The sequence below is a fragment of the uncultured Ramlibacter sp. genome (assembly GCF_936925435.1).
In the GTDB taxonomy this organism is placed as follows: domain Bacteria; phylum Pseudomonadota; class Gammaproteobacteria; order Burkholderiales; family Burkholderiaceae_C; genus Ramlibacter.
In genome coordinates, this window is sequence record NZ_CAKZHQ010000022.1 from 18970 (window position 1) to 36279 (window position 17310).

The following is a 17310-nucleotide window of genomic DNA, read 5'->3' on the forward strand; positions in this document are numbered from 1 at the left end:
GGAGGGATGAGCAGCATCCGCCTCCTGAAGACTTTCCTGGCCGCGGCCGGCGAAGGCTCGTTTGCCGGAGCTGCCCACCGCGTGGCCTTGACGCAGGCGGCCGTGGGCCAGCAAATGCGGGTGCTGGAGGCCGAGCTGCGCCGCCCGCTGTTCGAGCGCCAGGGCAAGGCCGTGGTGCTCAACGACGCTGGCCGCGAGTTGCTGCCCATGGTGCGGCGCCTGGTGGCGCAGTACGAGCAGATGCTGGCCAGCGCGCCGGCCCCCGAGCCCATGGCCGGCACGGTGCAGCTGGGCGCGGTGGTCTCGGCCCTGCGGCCGCTGATCCAGGCGACGCTGGCGCTCAAGGCCCGGCACCCGGCGCTGGAACTGCACGTCTCGGCCGCCAAGTCGGTGGACCTGGTGGCGCGGGTGCAAGCCGGGGAACTGGACGCCGCCATCGCGGTGCGCGAGCCCATGCCGGCCCAGCCGCAGCTGGCCTGGACCGCCTTGCATACCGAGCCCATGGTGCTGCTGGCCGGCCGCTCGGTGGAAGACGCGCCGGCGCGCGCCCTGCTGCTGAGCCACCCGTTCATCCGCTTCGACAGCACGCAGCACACCGGCCAGCTGGTGGAGCGCGCCCTGCGCAAGCTGCGCGTGCAGCCGCAGGAGTTTCTGGAGCTCAACGCCATCGAGACCATGGTAGAGCTGGTGCGTTCGGGCTTGGGCCTGGCCATCCTGCCCCTGTTGCGCGATGCACGCTGGCAGGCCGATGCCCGCCTGCGCGTGATCGAATTACCGGGTGTGCAGCAGCGCCAGATCGCGCTGGTGCAGCAGCGCCAGGCCGCCAACGCCGCCGTGGTGGCGGCCATCGTGCGCGAATTGCAGGCCCAGACAGCAGCCGGGCAACAGGCCGCCTGACTGCCAACAAATTCCGGGTTCCGCTGGAATTTCTGTCGCTTTTGTTCTCCGATGAACAAATCAATACAAAGCTGACAGTTTCCTGAAACATCCTGAGTTACCGCTGGCAACAAATAGCCCGTTGCCGCCTTACTCAACCACAAGGATGTTCAACGTGGCCACTCTCGACTTCAACGCCGTCAACACCGCATTTCGCACCGTGTTCGCCCGCGCCGCCACCACGGCGGAAGCACAAACCTATTCCAGCCATGCCTCCGTCGCCGCCGTATCGGCTGCGCTCTATGCGCAGGATGCGTACCAGACACAGACGCTGCCTATCGCCCGGCTGTACACCGCCATCCTGGGACGTGATCCGGAAGCCGGAGGCCTGAGCTTCTACATCAACCAGATCCGCGACGGCAAGATGAGCATGCAGACCGCCACGTCCGGCTTTCTCAACTCGCCGGAGGCGCAGGCGAAGTTCGGCTACACGGCGGCCAGCAACCTCGATTTCATCCAGACCCTGTACCGCACCTGCCTGGGACGCGAGGGCGAACAGCAGGGCGTCAACTACTACCTGAACGAGCTGTCCAACGGCACGCGCGACCGCGCCAGCGTCGCGCTGTCGTTCTCGTACTCGCCAGAGAACGTCGCCAAGGTGGGCAACAAGCAGTATTCGGCGTTCGACGCGACGCTCACCGCCAGCGGCTCCGTGCTGGACGGCTACCTCAAGGGCGCGATGGTGTTTGCCGACGCCAACGGCGACGGCATCTGGAACGAAGGCGAGGCCAAGACCTTCACCGACGACAAGGGTGCCTTCTCGCTGACCGGGGCGCAGGGCTCGCTGCTTGTCACCGGCGGCGTCGACATCTCCACCAACCTGGCCCACACCGGCGTGCTCAAGGCGCCCGAGGGCGCAACGGTGGTCAATCCCCTGACCTCCCTGCAGGAAGCGCTGATCGCCCAGGGCCAGACCGCAGCGCAGGCCCAGAGCGCCGTGGCCAAGGCCTTCGGGCTGAGTCCAACGATAGACCTCAAGAACTACGATCCGCTGGCCGTTGCCTTCAGCCCAACCGCCACGGCAGCCGAAAAGGCAGCGGCTGTGCAGGTGCAGGCAGCAGCGGCCAAGCTGCAGAACCTGATGGTGACGGCCGCCAGCACTCTGGTGGGCGCCGCCGGCGCGGGCGGCATCACCGATGCCGCGGCCTCCGACGCGGTGCTCCAGTCGATTGCGCAGGCGGTGGGCAACGATGCCGACGGCGTGGTGAACATGAGCGACCAGTCCTTCCTGAGCGCGGTGCTCCAGGACAGCGTGGCCCTGAGCGGCAACGCCAGCTTGCAGGCCACCGCCGCCAGCGTCACCGCCATGTCCGGCAGCTTCGCCAGCATCATGGCGGACTCGGCGGACAAGGTCGACGCCATCATCAGCGCCGGCACAAGCAACACCATCGCCGCGCTGGCCAAGATCAGCCAGGTCCAGACGGCCGTGCAGGGCGAGGTGGCCAACCAGATCGAAGCCGCCGCCGGCGGGGGGACGCTGAGCGCCATCGTCGACAACGTGACGGGCGACTCGCTCACGGACATCGTCAACAACTCCGACGTCGGCGACCTCGACCCCGACAGCACAGACGACACCAGGATCATCGAAGCGGTCAACGCCGGCGCCGGCGCCGTGATTCCCGAGGGCCCTCCTCCCGCACCGGCTCCGCCGCCTGCGCCTCCTCCGGCCCCCGCGCCACTGGCTGTCACACGCTCCGTTCGGGCAACGCTGGATGCATCGGCCATCGACACCGACGGCGACATGTATCCCGGAGACGGCAACCTGGTCACCGGTTTCGCGATCGCGCGCTCAGCCGACGTGGGTCTGGAGCTGGCGCTCAAGGCCAAAATCCGCGGCGGCGCCGACGGCACCGGCAGCGACAACGTGTACTTCGTGCCATCCGGCACTCCGGACGGCCGCGCCGATCTCGCGGTCTGGAACATCGACTTCTCCATCGCGGCCGACACCGACGCCAACGGCGCGAACGTGCTCGGCCGCTACACCTACCAGTTCCTGCTCGACGCCGACAAGGGGGAGGGAACCGACTTCAAGATCTTGCCGATCAACTACACGGCAGACCACAACTTCAAGAGCGGCACCGCGAACCCGACATCGGTGGGCAAGGGCGTGCTGCAGAACAGCTTCAACTATGGCTTCAACAGCCTGGATGCCACGCTCGGCACCACCATCGACTACGCCGCTCCCGGCCGCTACGACATCAAGCTGCAGGTCCTGGACAGCGGCACCGTTGTGATGGAGAACGCCATCCAGGTTGTCGCGCAAAAGACCGGCTCCAACGTGAGCCTGGACGCCTCCGCCACCGGTGCCGACGGCAAAATGTACGTGGGCAACGGCAACCCGGTGACCGGCTTCCATACCGTGCGAGCCGACGACATAGGCCTGGAACTGGCGATCAAGGCCAAGGCCAGGGAGGGCTCGATCACGGTCAACAAAGAGGCCTACACCGTGGCCAGCGGAAACCTCAGTACCAATTCCAACCTCGCCAAGTGGAACATCGACTTCTCCATCGCTGCGGACACCGACCACAACGGCAGCGTGCGCAACGAGTACGGCTACCGCATCCTGGTGGACGTGGACCCCACCGTGGCCACGCGCTATGTGACGCTGAACGCGCTGACCTACGCTGGCGACAACAACTTCTATGACCCGCCCCCCGCCGGTGGCGGCCAGGTGCCCAACCCCGCGGCGGTGGCCGCTGCAGTGGAGCAGAACAGCTTCAACATCGGCTTCGCCAGCTTCCGGGCAGCTTTCGACAACCCGGCCACCAACGGCGTGACCGAGAACTATGCCTTGGGCAACGGCCGCTTCGACGTCAAGCTGCAGGCGCTGGACCTGGTCAGCGGCAACGTGCTGCTGGAAAACGCCATCGTCGTCATCGTGGGCACGGGCGTGGCCTGAGGGCTGCGCCAGCCGCCCTACACTGGGCGGCATGAAACGCGAGTCGATCGGGCCCTTCTTCGCCACCCTGCAGGCCGCCAACCCGCAGCCCAAGACCGAGCTGGAATACAGCTCGCCCTTCGAGTTGCTGGCGGCGGTGCTGCTGTCGGCCCAGGCCACGGATGTCAGTGTCAACAAAGCCACGCGAGTGCTCTGGCCGGTGGCCAACACGCCGCAGCAGCTGCTCGAGCTGGGCCTGCCCAAGCTGGAGGGCTACCTCAAGACCATCGGCCTGTACCGCAGCAAAGCCAAGAATCTGCTCGAGACCTGCAAGCTGCTGATCGAGCGCCACGGCAGCGAGGTGCCGCGCACCCGTGAAGAGCTCGAAGCCCTGCCGGGTGTGGGCCGCAAGACCGCCAACGTGGTGCTCAACGTGGCCTTCGGCGAGCCCACCATGGCGGTGGACACCCACATCTTTCGCATCGGCAACCGCACCGGCCTGGCGCCGGGCAAGACGCCGCTGGCGGTGGAACTCAAGCTGCTCAAGCGCATCCCGCCGCAGTACATGCTGCACGCCCACCACTGGCTGATCCTGCACGGCCGCTATGTCTGCGTGGCGCGCACGCCCAAGTGCTGGCAGTGCGCGGTGGCGCCGTACTGCGACTACAAGCCCAAGACTCCGTCGCCTGCTTGAGTCCCTAGAATCTCCCGCATGTCCGACCAGGCTCTTGCCGCCCTCAGCACCCAGGTGCTCTGGGCCGCCTTCTTCGTTGCCATGGCCTTCGGCGCCATCGTGCAGCGCACGGGCTTTTGCACCATGGGTGGGGTCGCCGACGTGGTCACCATGGGCGACTGGACGCGGCTGCGCCAGTGGGCCCTGGCCGCCGGCGTGGCGATGCTGGGCTTCGCCCTGATGGCACAGGCCGGCGTCATCCGGCCTGGTCTGGTGCTCTATGCGTCCAACCGCCTGATCTGGCTGTCGGCCCTCGTGGGCGGCGTGCTCTTCGGCTTCGGCATGGTGCTGGCCTCGGGCTGCGTCAGCAAGAACCTGGTGCGCATCGGCGGCGGCAACATGAAATCGCTGGTGGTCACCCTGGTGCTGGGCCTGTCGGCCTTCGCCACACTCAAGGGCCTGAGCGCGGTCTGGCGCAGCGCCACGGTGGACCGCGTGGCCGTCGACTTCGCGGGCAACGCCAACCTGGCGGCCTGGGCCGCGCAGGCGACCGGCCTGGCGCCCGCGACGGCGGGCCTGACCGTGGCCCTGCTGCTGGGCGGCGCGCTGCTGGCCTGGGCACTGGCGGGCCGCGAGTTCCTGTGCACCAACAACCTGCTGGCGGGCCTCGGTGTGGGCGCCGCCGTGCTGGCCATGTGGTGGGTCAGCGGCCATCTGGGTCACCTGGCCGAGCACCCGCAGACGCTGGAAGAAAGCTTCATCGCCACCAACTCCGGCCGCGCGGAAGCCTTGAGCTTCGTGGCCCCGGTGGCCTACACCCTGGACTGGCTGATGTACTTCAGCGACCGCAACAAGCTGTTGACAGTGGGCATGGCCTCGGTGTTTGGCGCCATCGCCGGCTCCTTCACGATGGCGCTGGCGCAGCGCAGCTTCCGCTGGGAAGGCTTCGGCTCCACCGGCGACCTGGGCCACCATCTGGCCGGCGCGGTGCTGATGGGCGTTGGCGGTGTGACGGCCATGGGCTGCAGCATCGGCCAGGGCGTCTCGGGCGTCTCCACGCTCAGCGCCACCAGCTTCATCGCGGTGGCGGCGATGGTCGGCGGCGCGGTGGCCGCCCTGCGCTACCAGGCCTGGCGGGCTTAAGATCTGCCATATATTCGCGCAGAGCGATTCATTGATAGAAGAAACGGAGACCGAAATGAAACCCATCATGCAATGGCTGGCCGCCCTGACCCTGGCGTTCGGTGCCCTGGCCGCGCAAGCGCAGGACAAGGTCGTCTACCACATCGACAACGCCGAGAACCAGGCCACCAAGGGCCTGCGCAACGTGCGCAACCACCTGGACGTGGCGCCCGACACCAAGATCGTCGTCGTCACCCATGCCGAGGGCATCGACTTCCTGATGGAAGGCGCCAAGGACAAGAAGAACCCCAACATCGACTACGCCTCGCTGGTCAGCGCCCTGAAGGCGCGCGGCGTGCGCTTCGAGATCTGCGAGATCACCCTGCGCAACCGCAACATCGACAAGAAGCAGTTCATCATGGACGCCGACTTCACACCTTCGGGTGTGGCGCGCATCGGCCAGCTGCAGGCGCGCGAACACTACGCCTACATCAAGCCCTGAGGCAGGCATGGCCAAGCGAGCTGCCGCCACCGCAAGCGCCCAGGGCATCGAGTCCGACGAGGTCTTCGAGCTGGCGGCCGAGGTCTTTCGCGTGATGTCGGCGCCGATGCGCCTGAAGATCATCAGCAGCCTGTGCAACGGCGAGAAGAACGTCAGCGAGCTGCTCGAAGAGATAGTGACCACCCAGCCCAATATGTCGCAGCACCTGAACACCCTGTACCAGGCGGGCGTGCTGGGCAAGCGGCGCGACGGCGTGCAGATCTACTACCGCATCATCAACGACCGCGTGGTCACGCTGTGCCGGGCGGTCTGCACCCAGATCGCCATCGAGACCGACCTGGGCTGAAGGCCTCGCCATGAAGCGCCGCCTCGCCTGTCTCTGCGCGGCCTGGGCCTGCGCCGCCTTCGCCCAGGTGCCATTGCCCTCACCCGTTCCAGCCGCCACGCCGCGGCCCGTGCTGGCACAGCAAGTCTCGCCCTCGGCCTGGTATGTGCAGGGCGACGCCGCCCTGGGCAGCCCCGCCAACCGCAACTTCATCTCCAACGCCGGCTTCATCGCCACGCCGGCCGGCGCGGTGGTCATCGACGCCCTGGGCTCGCCGCAGTTGGCGCGCGAACTGATCGCCGAGATCCGCCGCGTCACAGGCAAGGGCGTGAGCCACGTCATCCTCACCCACTACCACGCCGACCACATCTACGGCCTGCAGGAGTTCAAGAAGGCCGGCGCCACCATCGTGGCCCAGCGCGCCGCCCAGGAGTACCTGAACTCCGACACCGCCGCATCCCGGCTGGCGGTCTCGCGCACCGAGCTGGCGCCATGGATCGACGCGGCGACGCAGCTGGTGCCGGCCGACCAATGGCTGGACGGCCCGCGCGAGCTGGTGGTGGGAGGCACGCGCATCCACATCCGCCCTGTGGGGCCGGCCCACACGCCGGAAGACCTGGTGGTCTGGCTGCCATCCGAGAAGGTTCTGTTCGCCGGCGACCTGGTGTTCCGTGGCCGCATCCCCTTTGTCGGCCAAGCCAACAGCGCGCACTGGATCGACGCCCTCAACACCATGCTGGGCTTCGGCGCCGAGGTGGTTGTGCCCGGCCACGGTCCGCTGTCGACCCAGGCACGCGCCGACGCGGAGCTCACGCGCGACTACCTGAGCTACCTGCGCGCCACCATGGGCCGGGCGGCGCGCGAGATGGAACCTTTCGACCAGGCCTATGCGCAGGTGGATTGGTCGCGCTTCGAGCAGCTGCCGCTGTTTCGCGCCGCCAACCGCATGAACGCCTACAACACCTACCTGCTGATGGAGCGGGAGGCAAAGTGAAGCGGCGCAGCCTGCTGGCCCTTCCCTTCGCTGTCGGCCTAGTGCAGCCGGTGCGCGCGGCCGACGCCCAGCTGCCGGCGCCCCAGTCGCTGGCCGATGAACTCGCCGCCGCGCTGGCGGCGCAAAAGCCGCTGCTGCTGATGGCCAGCCTGCCCGGCTGTCCCTTTTGCCGTGTGGTGCGCAACAGCTATCTCGCGCCCTTGCGCGAGAGCGGCCAACCCGTGCTGCAGCTGGACACGGGCAGCGCCGCTGCCGTGCGCGACTTCCGCGGGGCGGCCAGCACCCACGACAAGCTGTTGCGCGCCTGGGGCCTGACGGTCTGGCCGACCGTGCTGTTCTTCGGCCGCAACGGGCGCGAGGTGGCCGAGCGCCTGGTGGGCGCCTCCATCCCCGATTTCTACGGCGCCTACCTGGACGAACGCCTGCAAACCGCCGTGCGCAGCCTTAGGTAAATTCCCCAGTGGCCAGCCGCCGGCTTCCTCTATATATTCGTGAATGTGAATATACCGATTGAACCCGGCCGGCTGCGCAAGGCGCCGGAAAACTTCCTGGACCGCCAGGCCATCCAGACGGTGGCGGCGCAAGCCAAAAACGGCCGGCGCGACTTCCTGCGCGGCGCCTTCACCGCGGCGGCCAGCGGCCTTGCCGTGCCGGTGGCGCTGGCCCAGAGCGCCGGCGATCCGAACATCCTGACCCTGCCCGAGCACAGCACCGGCCTGGGCCAGGCCGTTGCCACCGACGGCTACGGCAAGCCCTCCAAGTACGAGGCCAACGTGCAGCGCCGCCCCAGCCCGGGCCTGACGCAGACGCGCCAGGCCTCGGTCTCGTTCGCGCCGCTGCAGTCGCTGTTCGGCATCGTCACGCCCAGCGGCCTGCACTTCGAGCGCCACCACCAGGGCTGGTGGGACATCGATCCAGCCAAGCACCGCTTCATGGTCAACGGCATGGTCAAGGCGCCACGCGTCTTCAGCATGGACGAGCTGATGCGCCTGCCGGCGGTGTCGCGCTTTCACTTCATCGAATGCGGCGCCAACACCGGCATGGAATGGGGCAACGTGGCCGTGCCCACCTGCCAGTACACCCACGGCATGCTCTCGTGCAGCGAGTTCACCGGCGTGCCCCTGATCACCGTGCTGGAGCAGTGCGGCGCCGACCTGAAGAACGGCAAGTTCGTGCTGGCAGAGGGCGCCGATGGTTCGGGCATGACGCGCACCATCCCCATGGACCTGATCAAGTCCGGCGAAGTGCTGCTGGCCTACGGCCAGAACGGCGAGATGCTGCGGCCGGAGAACGGCTACCCGCTGCGCCTGGTCGTGCCCGGCGTGCAGGGCGTGAGCTGGATCAAGTACCTGCGCCGCATCGAGGTGGGCGACAAGCCCTGGGCGGCCAAGGACGAAGAGGTGCACTACATCGACCTGATGCCCGATGGCCAGCACCGCCAGTACAGCAGCATCCAGGAATGCAAGAGCGTGGTGACCACGCCTTCGGGCGGCCAGGTGCTGCTGGACAAGGGCTTTTTCAGCATCAGCGGCCTGGCCTGGTCGGGCCGCGGCAAGGTCAAGCGCGTCGACGTGTCCGTCGACGGCGGCCGCAACTGGCGCACGGCGCGGCTGGAGGCGCCGGTGATGAGCAAGTGCCTGACACGCTTTTCCATCGACTGGGCCTGGGACGGCAAGAGCGCCCTCATCCAGAGCCGCGCCACCGACGAGACCGGCTATGTCCAGCCGACTTACCAGCAGCTGCGCGCGGTGCGCGGCAAGCGCTCGATCTACCACAACAACGCCATCCAGACCTGGCTGGTGCAGGAAAGCGGCGAGGTGAAGAATGTTCACCTGGCTTGAACGCTGGACAGCCCTTGTGCTGCTGGTCACTGTCTTTGGTGCGCAGGCGCAAGAGCGCTTCCCCGGCATAGGTCGCGTGGCGACGCCGCAGGAAGTGGCAGCCTGGGACATCGACGTGCGGCCCGACTTGAAGGGCCTGCCCGCCGGCGCCGGCAGCGTCGCCAAGGGCCAGGATGTGTGGGAGGCCAAGTGCGCCTCCTGCCATGGCGTCTTCGGCGAAGCCACCGAGGTCTTCAACCCGCTGGTGGGCGGCACGACGGCCGACGACATCAAGACCGGCAACGTCGCCGCGCTGCGCAGGCTCGACTACCCGAGCCGCACCACGCTGATGAAGGTCTCGCAGGTCTCCACCCTGTGGGACTACATCAACCGCGCCATGCCCTGGAGCCAGCCCAAGTCCCTGAGCGTGGAAGAGGTCTACGCCGTCACCGCCTACCTGCTCAATCTGGGCGGCGTGGTGCCCAACGACTTCGTGCTGTCGGACAAGACCATGGCCGAAGCGCAAAAGCGCCTGCCCAACCGCAACGGCAAGACCACGGCGCACGCGCTGTGGCCCGGCCGCGAGCTCGGTGGCGCCGCCAAGCCCGACGTCAACGCCACGGCCTGCATGAGCAACTGCAAGGCCGGCACGACCATCGCCTCCAGCCTGCCGGCCCATGCCCGCAACGCGCATGGCGACCTGTCGGAGCAAAACCGCACGGTGGGTCCGCAGCGCGGCGCCCAGACCCTGCTGCCCGAGTTGCCGCAGGGCACGGCGCTGGCGCCCCTGCCACCTGTTGCCCCGACCGCGGCCACCAAGCCAGCCGCCGCAACGGCGCCAGCGTCCACCGCGCCGGCCAGCGATGCCAAGGCCGTGCAAGCCCTGCTGCAGAAAAACACATGCACGGCCTGCCACGCCGCCAGCAGCAAGCTGGTGGGCCCGAGCTGGGCCGAGGTCGCCAAAAAGCATGCGGGCAAGGCCGAGCACCTGGCTGCGAAAATCAGGTCCGGCGGCTCCGGTGTCTGGGGGCCCATTCCCATGCCGCCGCAGGCCCTGGCCGAGCCCGATGCCAGGCGCATCGCCGCCTGGCTGGCCGCAGGCGCCACCCCCTGACAAGAGGGGCGTAGCGAGAGGGATAGTCCCGATACACTGGGTTCATCCATTTATTAGTATTGACTTAACCATGAGGAGAGCACGATGACAACCCGTCGCGAGACACTGCAACACGGCGCCGTCGTGGCCGGCCTGCTGGCCGCCGCAGGCCTGTTGCCGCAACAGGCGCTGGCCGCCTGGAACAAGAACGCTTTCGATGCCAAGAGCGTGGCCGAAGTGGCCAAGGCCATGGGCGCCGGCGCACCGGTCGAGAGCAAGGACGTGACCATCACCGGCCCCGACATCGCCGAGAACGGCGCCGTCGTGCCGCTGGGCGTGTCCACCACCCTGGCCAACGTCAAACAGCTGCTGATCCTGGTCGAGAAGAACCCCGCCACCCTGGTCGCGCGCTTCGACGTCAGCGACGCGGTGGAAGCCAACTTCTCCACCCGCGCCAAGATGGGCCAGTCGTCCGACGTCTACGCGGTGGCCATCACCGCCGACGGCAAGGCTCTCTTCGCCAAGAAGGAAGTCAAGGTCACCCTCGGCGGCTGCGGCGGATAAATTGGCTCCCCCCCGAAGAGCCCTCATTTTTTCGATTTAGGAGAAAGCAAATGGCAGATCCGATGCGCATCCGCGCCCAAGCCGCCGGCGGCAATGCAACAGTCCGCGTGCTCATGGGCCACGAAATGGAAACCGGCCAGCGCAAGGACGCGGCTGGCAAGACCATCCCCGCCTGGCACATCACCGAAGTGACGGCCAGCCTCAACGGCAAGCCCGTGATGAGCGCCGAATGGGGCCCGGCCGTGGCCAAGAACCCCTTCCTGCAGTTCAGCGTCAAGGGCGCCAAGGCCGGAGACAAGATCGCCGTCACCTGGAAAGACAACAAGGGCGACAGCCGCACCGACGAAGCCGTCGTGTCCTGAAAGACCCGGCCCTTTCGGCCTTTTCTCACCCACGAGGAGACACGATGAAGAAGACCACGCAAACGTGGCTGGCGCTGGCTGTGTGCTGCATGGCCACAGCGGCCCTGGCACAGAAGTCGGCCACCCAGGCGATCGAGGAATACCGCGCCATGCTGGCCGACGGCAACCCGGCCGACCTGTTCGAGGTCAAAGGCGAGGGCCTGTGGAAGCAAAAGCGCGGCCCCAAGAACGCCTCGCTCGAGACCTGTGACCTGGGCAAGGGCCCGGGCGTGGTCAAGGGCGCCTTCGTCGAGCTGCCGCGCTACTTTGCCGACACGCAGCGGGTGCAGGACCTGGAGTCGCGCCTGGTCTCGTGCATGGCCACGCTGCAGGGCTTGAGCGAGAAAGAGATCGCCGCCACGCCGTTTGGCCGTGGCGAGCAGAACAACGTGACGGCGCTGGCCACCTACGTGGCGGCCGAGTCCAGGGGCATGCAATTCAACCTGCCGCAGCAGCATGCGCAGGAGCGCATGGCCTATGAGGTGGGCAAGCGCATGTTCTACCTGCGCGGCGGCTCGCACGACTTCGCCTGCGCCTCCTGCCACGGCGAAGACAACAAGCGCATCCGCCTGCAAGACCTGCCCAACCTGACGCAGAACCCCGGCGCCGGCAGCGGCTTCGGCGCCTGGCCGGCCTACCGTGTCTCCAACGGCCAGATGTGGAGCATGCAGCTGCGCCTGAACGACTGCTACCGCCAGCAGCGCTTCCCCTACCCCGGCTTCGGCAGCGACGCCACCATCGCCCTGGGCGTGTTCCTGGGCGTCAACGGCAAGGGTGGCGCCACCACCGCACCGGCCATCAAGCGCTGATCAAAGGGGCACACAACATGACAAAGAATCCCACGCGCACCCTCCTCGTCTCGCTGGCCGCAGCCGCCGCCGTCCTGGGCTGCGCCACGCCGCCCAGCGCGGCCGACGTCGACAAGGCCACGGCCGATGCCATCAAGTCATCCTTCCGCGCCGAAGGCATCGCCGGCATGGACCGCCTGGTGCAGGACGACTCCAACCGCGAATGCAGCCTGGCCGAGGCCACCGGCAAGCCGCTGACCGAGGCCCGCGCCAAGGCCATTGAGGAAGCCAACTTGAAGACCGTCAAGTGGCCCAGCGACGGCAAGTTCGTCGGCGACTGGAAGGAAGGCGAGAAGATCGCCCAGAACGGCCGCGGCATGACCTGGACCGACGAAGCCAAGGCGCTCAACGGCGGCAATTGCTACAACTGCCACCAGATCAGCAAGGAAGAAATCTCCTTCGGCACCATCGGCCCCAGCCTGTACAACTACGGCAAGCTGCGCGGCGTGACCAATCCCAACGACCCGGCCTCCAAGCCCATCGTCGAATACACCTGGGGCAAGATCTGGAACGCCAAGGCCTACAACGCCTGCTCCAACATGCCCCGCGCCGGCCATGCGGGCATCCTCAACGAGCAACAGGTGCGCCATGTCGTCGGCCTGCTGCTGGACCCCCAGTCCCCCGTCAACAAGTAAGCCTGCCTTGAACCTGAGCAAACGCGAATTCCTCCAGGTGCTGGGGGCGGCCAGCGTCGCCGGCATGGGCCTGGGCCGCTGGTCCGACGCCGATGCGCAGACGGCGAGCAACAGTCTGTACGAGCTGCCGCGCTTTGGCAATGTCAGCTTCCTGCACATGACGGACTGCCATGCGCAGCTGCGGCCCATCCACTTTCGCGAGCCCAGCGTCAACCTGGGCATAGGGTCCATGCAAGGCCGCCTGCCGCATCTGGTGGGCGAGCACCTGCTGAAGGTGGCCAAGCTGCAGCCCGGCTCCTTCGAGGCCCATGCCCTGACCCACCTGGACTTCGACCAGGCGGCGCGCCGCTACGGCAAGGTCGGCGGTTTCGCGCACCTGGCAACGCTCGTCAAGCGCATGAAGGCCAGCCGGCCCGGCGCTTTGCTGCTCGACGGCGGCGACACCTGGCAGGGCTCGGCCACCGCGCTGTGGACCCAGGGCCAGGACATGGTCGACGCCGCCAAGCTGCTGGGCGTGGACGTGATGACCGGCCACTGGGAGTTCACGCTAGGCATGGAGCGGGTCCAGCAGATCATCGAGAAAGACTTCGCCGGCAAGGTGGACTTCGTGGCGCAGAACGTCAAGACCGCCGACTTCGGCGATCCGGTGTTCAAGCCCTATGTGATCCGCGAAATCAACGGTGTGGCCTGCGCCATCATCGGCCAGGCCTTCCCCTACACGCCGGTGGCCAACCCGCGCTACTTCGTCGCCGACTGGACCTTCGGCATCCAGGACGAGAACATGCAGAAGATGGTCGACGAGACGCGCGCCAAGGGCGCGAAGGTCGTCGTCGTCCTCAGCCACAACGGCATGGACGTGGACCTGAAGATGGCCGGCCGCGTCAGCGGCATCGACGCCATCCTGGGCGGCCACACGCACGACGGCATGCCGGTGGCCAGCGTCGTGGCCAACAAGGGCGGCCAGACCCTGGTGACCAACGCCGGCTCCAACGGCAAGTTCCTGGGCGTGATGGACTTCGACGTGAAGAACGGCAAGGTGGCAGACTTCCGCTACCGCCTGCTTCCGGTGTTTGCCAACATGCTGCCGGCCGACAAGGACATGGACGCCCTGATCACCAAGATCCGCGCGCCGTATGAAGCCAAGCTGGCCGAGCAGCTGGCCGTGACCGAGGGCACGCTGTACCGCCGCGGCAACTTCAACGGCAGCGGCGACCAGCTGCTGCTGGACGCGATGATGGAAGTGCAAGGCGCGCAGATCGCTTTCTCGCCGGGTTTTCGCTGGGGCACCAGCCTGCTGGCCGGCCAGCCCATCACCCGTGAGTGGTTGATGGACATGACGGCAACGACGTATTCGTACGCCACGCTGAGCGACATGACGGGCGAGACCATCAAGACCGTGCTGGAAGACGTCTGCGACAACCTGTTCAACCCCGACCCCTACTACCAGCAGGGCGGCGACATGGTGCGCGTGGGCGGCATGGAGTACGCCTGCAACCCCCTGGCCAGCATGGGCAGTCGCATCACCGACATGCGCCTGAACGGCGCACCGATCGAGGCCAGCAAGGTCTACAAGGTGGCAGGCTGGGCCCCCGTGGCCGAAGCCGCCCGCACCGCCGGCAACAAGCCGATCTGGGAAGTGGCCGAAACCTGGCTCAAGTCCAAGGGCGGCAAGGTGCCGGCGCGCAAGGTCAACACGCCCAGGCTCACTGGCGGGTTGCCGAACCCCGGATACGCCAGCTAGTTGGCGTGCGAGCCAAGCCGCATGCGGCTTGGCAGCTTGCTTCTGGGTCAAACTTCAAGAGAAAACGGCCTGTATCCCGCATGGGATGGCCGTTGTCAGCTATGAAATCAGGAGCAGCGCGGACGCTGCGCCAGCGCCTTGTCGATGAAAGTCAGCCAGACTTCATCCGGCGTCCATGCCTGGCGCATGACGGCGAAGGCATCGCCCTCCTCCCAGCCCTGGCGCAGCACGCGGTCCAACGCGACGAACACAGGCACGCGCTTGTTGTGCCGGCAATGCACGAACACCTTTTTGCCTTGGGCCTGGGCCATCGCCTCGGAGAAGCGCGCAAGGTCTCCAAGACCAGGCGAAGAAAACTCCACCGGGATGTGCACGTACTGCATGCCCAGGGATTCAGCGGTCTTGCCCTCGTCCGCCAGCGCATAGCTGGGATCGCGCAGGCCCAGGTTGATGACCACTTCAAAGCCCGCTGCCGCCACCGCGGCAAGCTGCGCCTCCGACGGCTGCCCCGCCGTCGCCAGGGCGTCGTCCAATGCAATGAAGCGGGGAATGGCCGCGAGGCTCATACCCGAAGCAGGCCCCGGAAGCCCCGTACGGCGTAGTACGACTGCGCGCCGTTGTGATAGACGAAGACCTTGCCGTAGCGCCTGTCGCAGAACAGCGCGCCGCCCAGCTTTCTGACGTCGGCCGGCGTCTGGATCCAGCTGGACGTCTTGAGGTCGAACTCGCCCAGCTTCTGCAGCTCCCGGTACTGCTCCTCGGTCAACAACTCGACACCCATCGCAGCCGCCGTCTCGAGGGCGCTGCCTTCCGGTTTGTTTTCCTTGCGGGCTTGCAGCGCTTCAGCGTCGTAGCAGAGGCTGCGGCGGCCGCTGGGTGTCTCTGCAGAGCAGTCGCAAAACAAGTAGGGTCCAGCCTTGCTGTCCTGGCCGATGACGTCGGGCTCGCCACCGCTCGCCTCCATCGCAAGAAGCGACTTCAGCGCATCGAGATTGCCTTCAAGCCTGGCTTGCACGTCGGCCCAGGCGATGCCTTTGTGGTGGCGTGTGTTTTTCTCGAAGCGGGCTTGCAGTGTCTGAAGAAGCTCGGTGCGCTCTTGTGCTTTCATGGTGCTGGACATGAATCGGGTACGGGGATGCTGAAGATGCTACACCCGCACAGATCCGCCAAGGCCCCCCGCACGCCCGCCAACACAACCGGCCGGCGCAGGCCGTGCTGCGGGCTGCGAAGAAGGGCTTCGACAGGCCTCTGCCCGAACGGAGGGGCGGCAGGGAACCATGGATTGCGGGTCGAGCCCGAAATGACAACCGAGCGCAATGGCTTTCGGGCGCTACTGTTTCAATAGCACCCCAGGGCCATCAGCCGGTGGCCAGAGGCCTAATTCGTCTCAATCCCCGTCCAGCCACCACCCACCGACTGGATCAAGGCCACGGCGGCGGTCTGGCGGTCGACCTGGGCTTCGAGGATGGAGCGGCGGGTGTTGGCGGCTGTGGCCTGGGCGGTGATGACCTCGGTGTAATTGACCTGGCCGGCCTGGTAGCGATTGAGCACCTGCTGCTCCACCAGGTCGGCGGCGGCGCCGGCTTGTTGGCGCAGGGCGAGCTGCAGCGCCAGCAGGCGTGTGGCCACCAGCTGGTCCTCCACATCCTTGAAGGCCGTCAACACGGTCTGGCGGTAGTTGGCCGAGACCTGTTCGAACGCGGCTCTGCGCTGGTCCACCCGCGCACCGGTGGCGCCGGCGTCGAAGATGGTTTGCGCCAGGGATGCACCCAAGGACCACACCAGGGCCGATGCATTGAACAGGTCGCCGATGGAGGCGGCGCCGGTGCCGGCCGCGCCGCTCAGGCGAAAGCTCGGGTAGTAGCCGGAGATGGCGACGCCGATCTGCTCGTTGGCCTGGGCCACGCGGCGCTCGGCTGAGGCGATGTCGGGGCGCCGCTGCAGCAGCGTCGATGGCAGGCTCAGCGGCAGGGCCGGCACAAAGGGCTGCCAGCCTTCCTGCGGCGCCAGCGCAAAGTTGGCGGGTGACTGGCCCACCAGCACGGCGATGGCATGTTCCAGTTGCGCACGCACCCGGTCCAGGATCAGCAGGTCGGCGCGCGCGTTGGTCAGTTGGGTCTGGGCCTGCAACTGGTCGGTGCGCGCGGCGATGCCGGCGGTGTAGCGGTTGCTGGCGATCTGGTAGGCGCGTTCGTAGCCGGCAATCGTGTCGCGCGTGATGCCGCGCTGCAGGTCGGCCAGCCGCAGCTTGAAGTAGTTGACCGCCAGCTCGCCCTGGATGGCCAGGCGCACGGCTGCCAGGTCGGCCTGACTGGCCTGCTCGCCGGCGCTGGTGCCCTGCACCGTGCGGCGCAGGCGGCCAAACACATCGGGCTCCCAGCTGGCACCGATGCCCAGCCGGTAGCCCGTGGCTTCCGGCGTGTCGCCGCGGCCGCCGGCGCGGGTGCCGCTGCCGTCCAGGGAGACGCTGGGGAACAGCGAGGCGCGCTGCTCCGCCGTCACGGCGCGTGCCTGCGTGTAGCCGGCCACGGCGGCGGCAATGCTGTTGTTGTTGACCTCCACGCGCTGGGCCAGTGCGTTCAGGCCCGGGTCGTTGAACAGCTGCCACCAGGGGCCGCGCTCCAGCGCGTCGGCCGGTGCGGCGGCCACCCACTCGCCCTGCCCCTGCTTGAAGGCCGCAGGCGTGTCCACGGCCGGCGCGCCCTTGTAGTCGGGGCCGACGGCGCAACCGGCCAGGGCCAGCGCAAGAACAACGGTGGAGAGGCGAAACAGAGGCAT

Annotated in this window: 18 protein-coding genes; 15 read left to right on the top strand and 3 right to left on the bottom strand. The window is 67.4% G+C overall.

Translation table 11 applies throughout. The features are described 5' to 3' along the window. Nucleotides 1–6: 6 nt before the first annotated feature. The 15 genes from Q0632_RS10185 to soxB all read left to right on the top strand — a co-directional run bounded on the left by Q0632_RS10185 (nt 7) and on the right by soxB (nt 14532). The gene (locus Q0632_RS10185; protein ID WP_298928416.1) at nt 7–897 is read left to right on the top strand and encodes a LysR family transcriptional regulator; all 891 of its coding nucleotides are present in this window, start codon (nt 7–9) and stop codon (nt 895–897) included. Between the two features lie 154 nt (nt 898–1051). After that, the gene (locus Q0632_RS10190) at nt 1052–3835 is read left to right on the top strand and encodes a DUF4214 domain-containing protein (RefSeq protein ID WP_298928419.1); all 2784 of its coding nucleotides are present in this window, start codon (nt 1052–1054) and stop codon (nt 3833–3835) included. A gap of 31 nt (nt 3836–3866) precedes the next feature. After that, complete coding sequence (gene nth, locus Q0632_RS10195) at nt 3867–4508, top strand: endonuclease III (protein WP_298928422.1); 642 nt, start codon at nt 3867–3869, stop codon at nt 4506–4508. A gap of 18 nt (nt 4509–4526) precedes the next feature. Next, complete coding sequence (locus Q0632_RS10200; RefSeq protein WP_298928425.1) at nt 4527–5630, top strand: YeeE/YedE family protein; 1104 nt, start codon at nt 4527–4529, stop codon at nt 5628–5630. Nucleotides 5631–5685: 55 nt separating this feature from the next. After that, nucleotides 5686–6111 (top strand): DsrE family protein, encoded by a 426-nt coding sequence (locus tag Q0632_RS10205; protein ID WP_298928428.1) that lies wholly within the window; start codon nt 5686–5688, stop codon nt 6109–6111. Between the two features lie 7 nt (nt 6112–6118). Further along, entirely contained in the window at nt 6119–6457 is a 339-nt protein-coding gene (locus Q0632_RS10210) for a helix-turn-helix transcriptional regulator (protein WP_298928431.1), read from the top strand. Nucleotides 6458–6467: 10 nt separating this feature from the next. Further along, the gene (locus Q0632_RS10215) at nt 6468–7430 is read left to right on the top strand and encodes an MBL fold metallo-hydrolase (RefSeq protein ID WP_298928435.1); all 963 of its coding nucleotides are present in this window, start codon (nt 6468–6470) and stop codon (nt 7428–7430) included. After that, nucleotides 7427–7882, top strand: a complete 456-nt coding sequence (locus tag Q0632_RS10220; protein WP_298928437.1) for a thioredoxin fold domain-containing protein — start codon at nt 7427–7429, stop codon at nt 7880–7882. Before Q0632_RS10215 ends, Q0632_RS10220 begins: the two co-directional genes overlap by 4 nt. Before the next feature lie 51 nt (nt 7883–7933). Beyond that, on the top strand, nt 7934–9271 hold the full coding sequence (gene soxC / locus Q0632_RS10225) for a sulfite dehydrogenase (protein ID WP_298928904.1): 1338 nt from the start codon (nt 7934–7936) through the stop codon (nt 9269–9271). Further along, a complete protein-coding gene (locus tag Q0632_RS10230; RefSeq protein ID WP_298928439.1) occupies nt 9255–10364 on the top strand; it encodes a c-type cytochrome in 1110 nt (369 codons plus the stop codon). Before soxC ends, Q0632_RS10230 begins: the two co-directional genes overlap by 17 nt. 84 nt (nt 10365–10448) lie before the next feature. Beyond that, nucleotides 10449–10907: a thiosulfate oxidation carrier protein SoxY gene (gene soxY / locus Q0632_RS10235; protein WP_298928441.1), complete on the top strand. Its 459-nt coding sequence runs from the start codon at nt 10449–10451 to the stop codon at nt 10905–10907. A gap of 50 nt (nt 10908–10957) precedes the next feature. Then, on the top strand, nt 10958–11269 hold the full coding sequence (soxZ, locus tag Q0632_RS10240) for a thiosulfate oxidation carrier complex protein SoxZ (protein WP_298928443.1): 312 nt from the start codon (nt 10958–10960) through the stop codon (nt 11267–11269). Between the two features lie 44 nt (nt 11270–11313). Further along, nucleotides 11314–12117: a sulfur oxidation c-type cytochrome SoxA gene (gene soxA, locus Q0632_RS10245; protein ID WP_298928445.1), complete on the top strand. Its 804-nt coding sequence runs from the start codon at nt 11314–11316 to the stop codon at nt 12115–12117. Nucleotides 12118–12134: 17 nt separating this feature from the next. Then, nucleotides 12135–12791 carry a sulfur oxidation c-type cytochrome SoxX gene (gene soxX, locus Q0632_RS10250; RefSeq protein WP_298928448.1) on the top strand — a complete coding sequence of 219 codons (657 nt, stop codon included), beginning with the start codon at nt 12135–12137 and terminating at the stop codon, nt 12789–12791. A 7-nt stretch (nt 12792–12798) separates the two neighbouring features. Then, nucleotides 12799–14532, top strand: coding sequence for a thiosulfohydrolase SoxB (gene soxB, locus Q0632_RS10255; RefSeq protein WP_298928451.1), 1734 nt, complete (start codon nt 12799–12801; stop codon nt 14530–14532). Between the two features lie 107 nt (nt 14533–14639). Here soxB and Q0632_RS10260 read toward each other — a convergent pair whose 3' ends face one another. The 3 genes from Q0632_RS10260 to Q0632_RS10270 form a co-directional block, all read right to left on the bottom strand. Continuing rightward, nucleotides 14640–15098, bottom strand: a complete 459-nt coding sequence (locus tag Q0632_RS10260) for a protein tyrosine phosphatase family protein (protein ID WP_298928455.1) — start codon at nt 15096–15098, stop codon at nt 14640–14642. Beyond that, nucleotides 15095–15652, bottom strand: coding sequence for a DUF4256 domain-containing protein (locus Q0632_RS10265; protein ID WP_298928458.1), 558 nt, complete (start codon nt 15650–15652; stop codon nt 15095–15097). Before Q0632_RS10265 ends, Q0632_RS10260 begins: the two co-directional genes overlap by 4 nt. Before the next feature lie 257 nt (nt 15653–15909). Further along, on the bottom strand, nt 15910–17310 hold the full coding sequence (locus Q0632_RS10270) for an efflux transporter outer membrane subunit (RefSeq protein ID WP_298928461.1): 1401 nt from the start codon (nt 17308–17310) through the stop codon (nt 15910–15912).

Coding starts and splice junctions, on each gene's coding strand:
- soxZ (WP_298928443.1), top strand. CDS start 10,958: ATGGCAGATCCGATGCGCATCCGCGCCCAAGCCGCCGGCGGCAATGCA.
- soxX (WP_298928448.1), top strand. CDS start 12,135: ATGACAAAGAATCCCACGCGCACCCTCCTCGTCTCGCTGGCCGCAGCC.
- Q0632_RS10260 (WP_298928455.1), bottom strand. CDS start 15,098: ATGAGCCTCGCGGCCATTCCCCGCTTCATTGCATTGGACGACGCCCTG.
- Q0632_RS10270 (WP_298928461.1), bottom strand. CDS start 17,310: ATGCCTCTGTTTCGCCTCTCCACCGTTGTTCTTGCGCTGGCCCTGGCC.
- Q0632_RS10185 (WP_298928416.1), top strand. CDS start 7: ATGAGCAGCATCCGCCTCCTGAAGACTTTCCTGGCCGCGGCCGGCGAA.
- soxY (WP_298928441.1), top strand. CDS start 10,449: ATGACAACCCGTCGCGAGACACTGCAACACGGCGCCGTCGTGGCCGGC.
- Q0632_RS10230 (WP_298928439.1), top strand. CDS start 9,255: ATGTTCACCTGGCTTGAACGCTGGACAGCCCTTGTGCTGCTGGTCACT.
- Q0632_RS10210 (WP_298928431.1), top strand. CDS start 6,119: ATGGCCAAGCGAGCTGCCGCCACCGCAAGCGCCCAGGGCATCGAGTCC.
- nth (WP_298928422.1), top strand. CDS start 3,867: ATGAAACGCGAGTCGATCGGGCCCTTCTTCGCCACCCTGCAGGCCGCC.
- Q0632_RS10265 (WP_298928458.1), bottom strand. CDS start 15,652: ATGTCCAGCACCATGAAAGCACAAGAGCGCACCGAGCTTCTTCAGACA.
- Q0632_RS10215 (WP_298928435.1), top strand. CDS start 6,468: ATGAAGCGCCGCCTCGCCTGTCTCTGCGCGGCCTGGGCCTGCGCCGCC.
- Q0632_RS10205 (WP_298928428.1), top strand. CDS start 5,686: ATGAAACCCATCATGCAATGGCTGGCCGCCCTGACCCTGGCGTTCGGT.
- Q0632_RS10200 (WP_298928425.1), top strand. CDS start 4,527: ATGTCCGACCAGGCTCTTGCCGCCCTCAGCACCCAGGTGCTCTGGGCC.
- soxA (WP_298928445.1), top strand. CDS start 11,314: ATGAAGAAGACCACGCAAACGTGGCTGGCGCTGGCTGTGTGCTGCATG.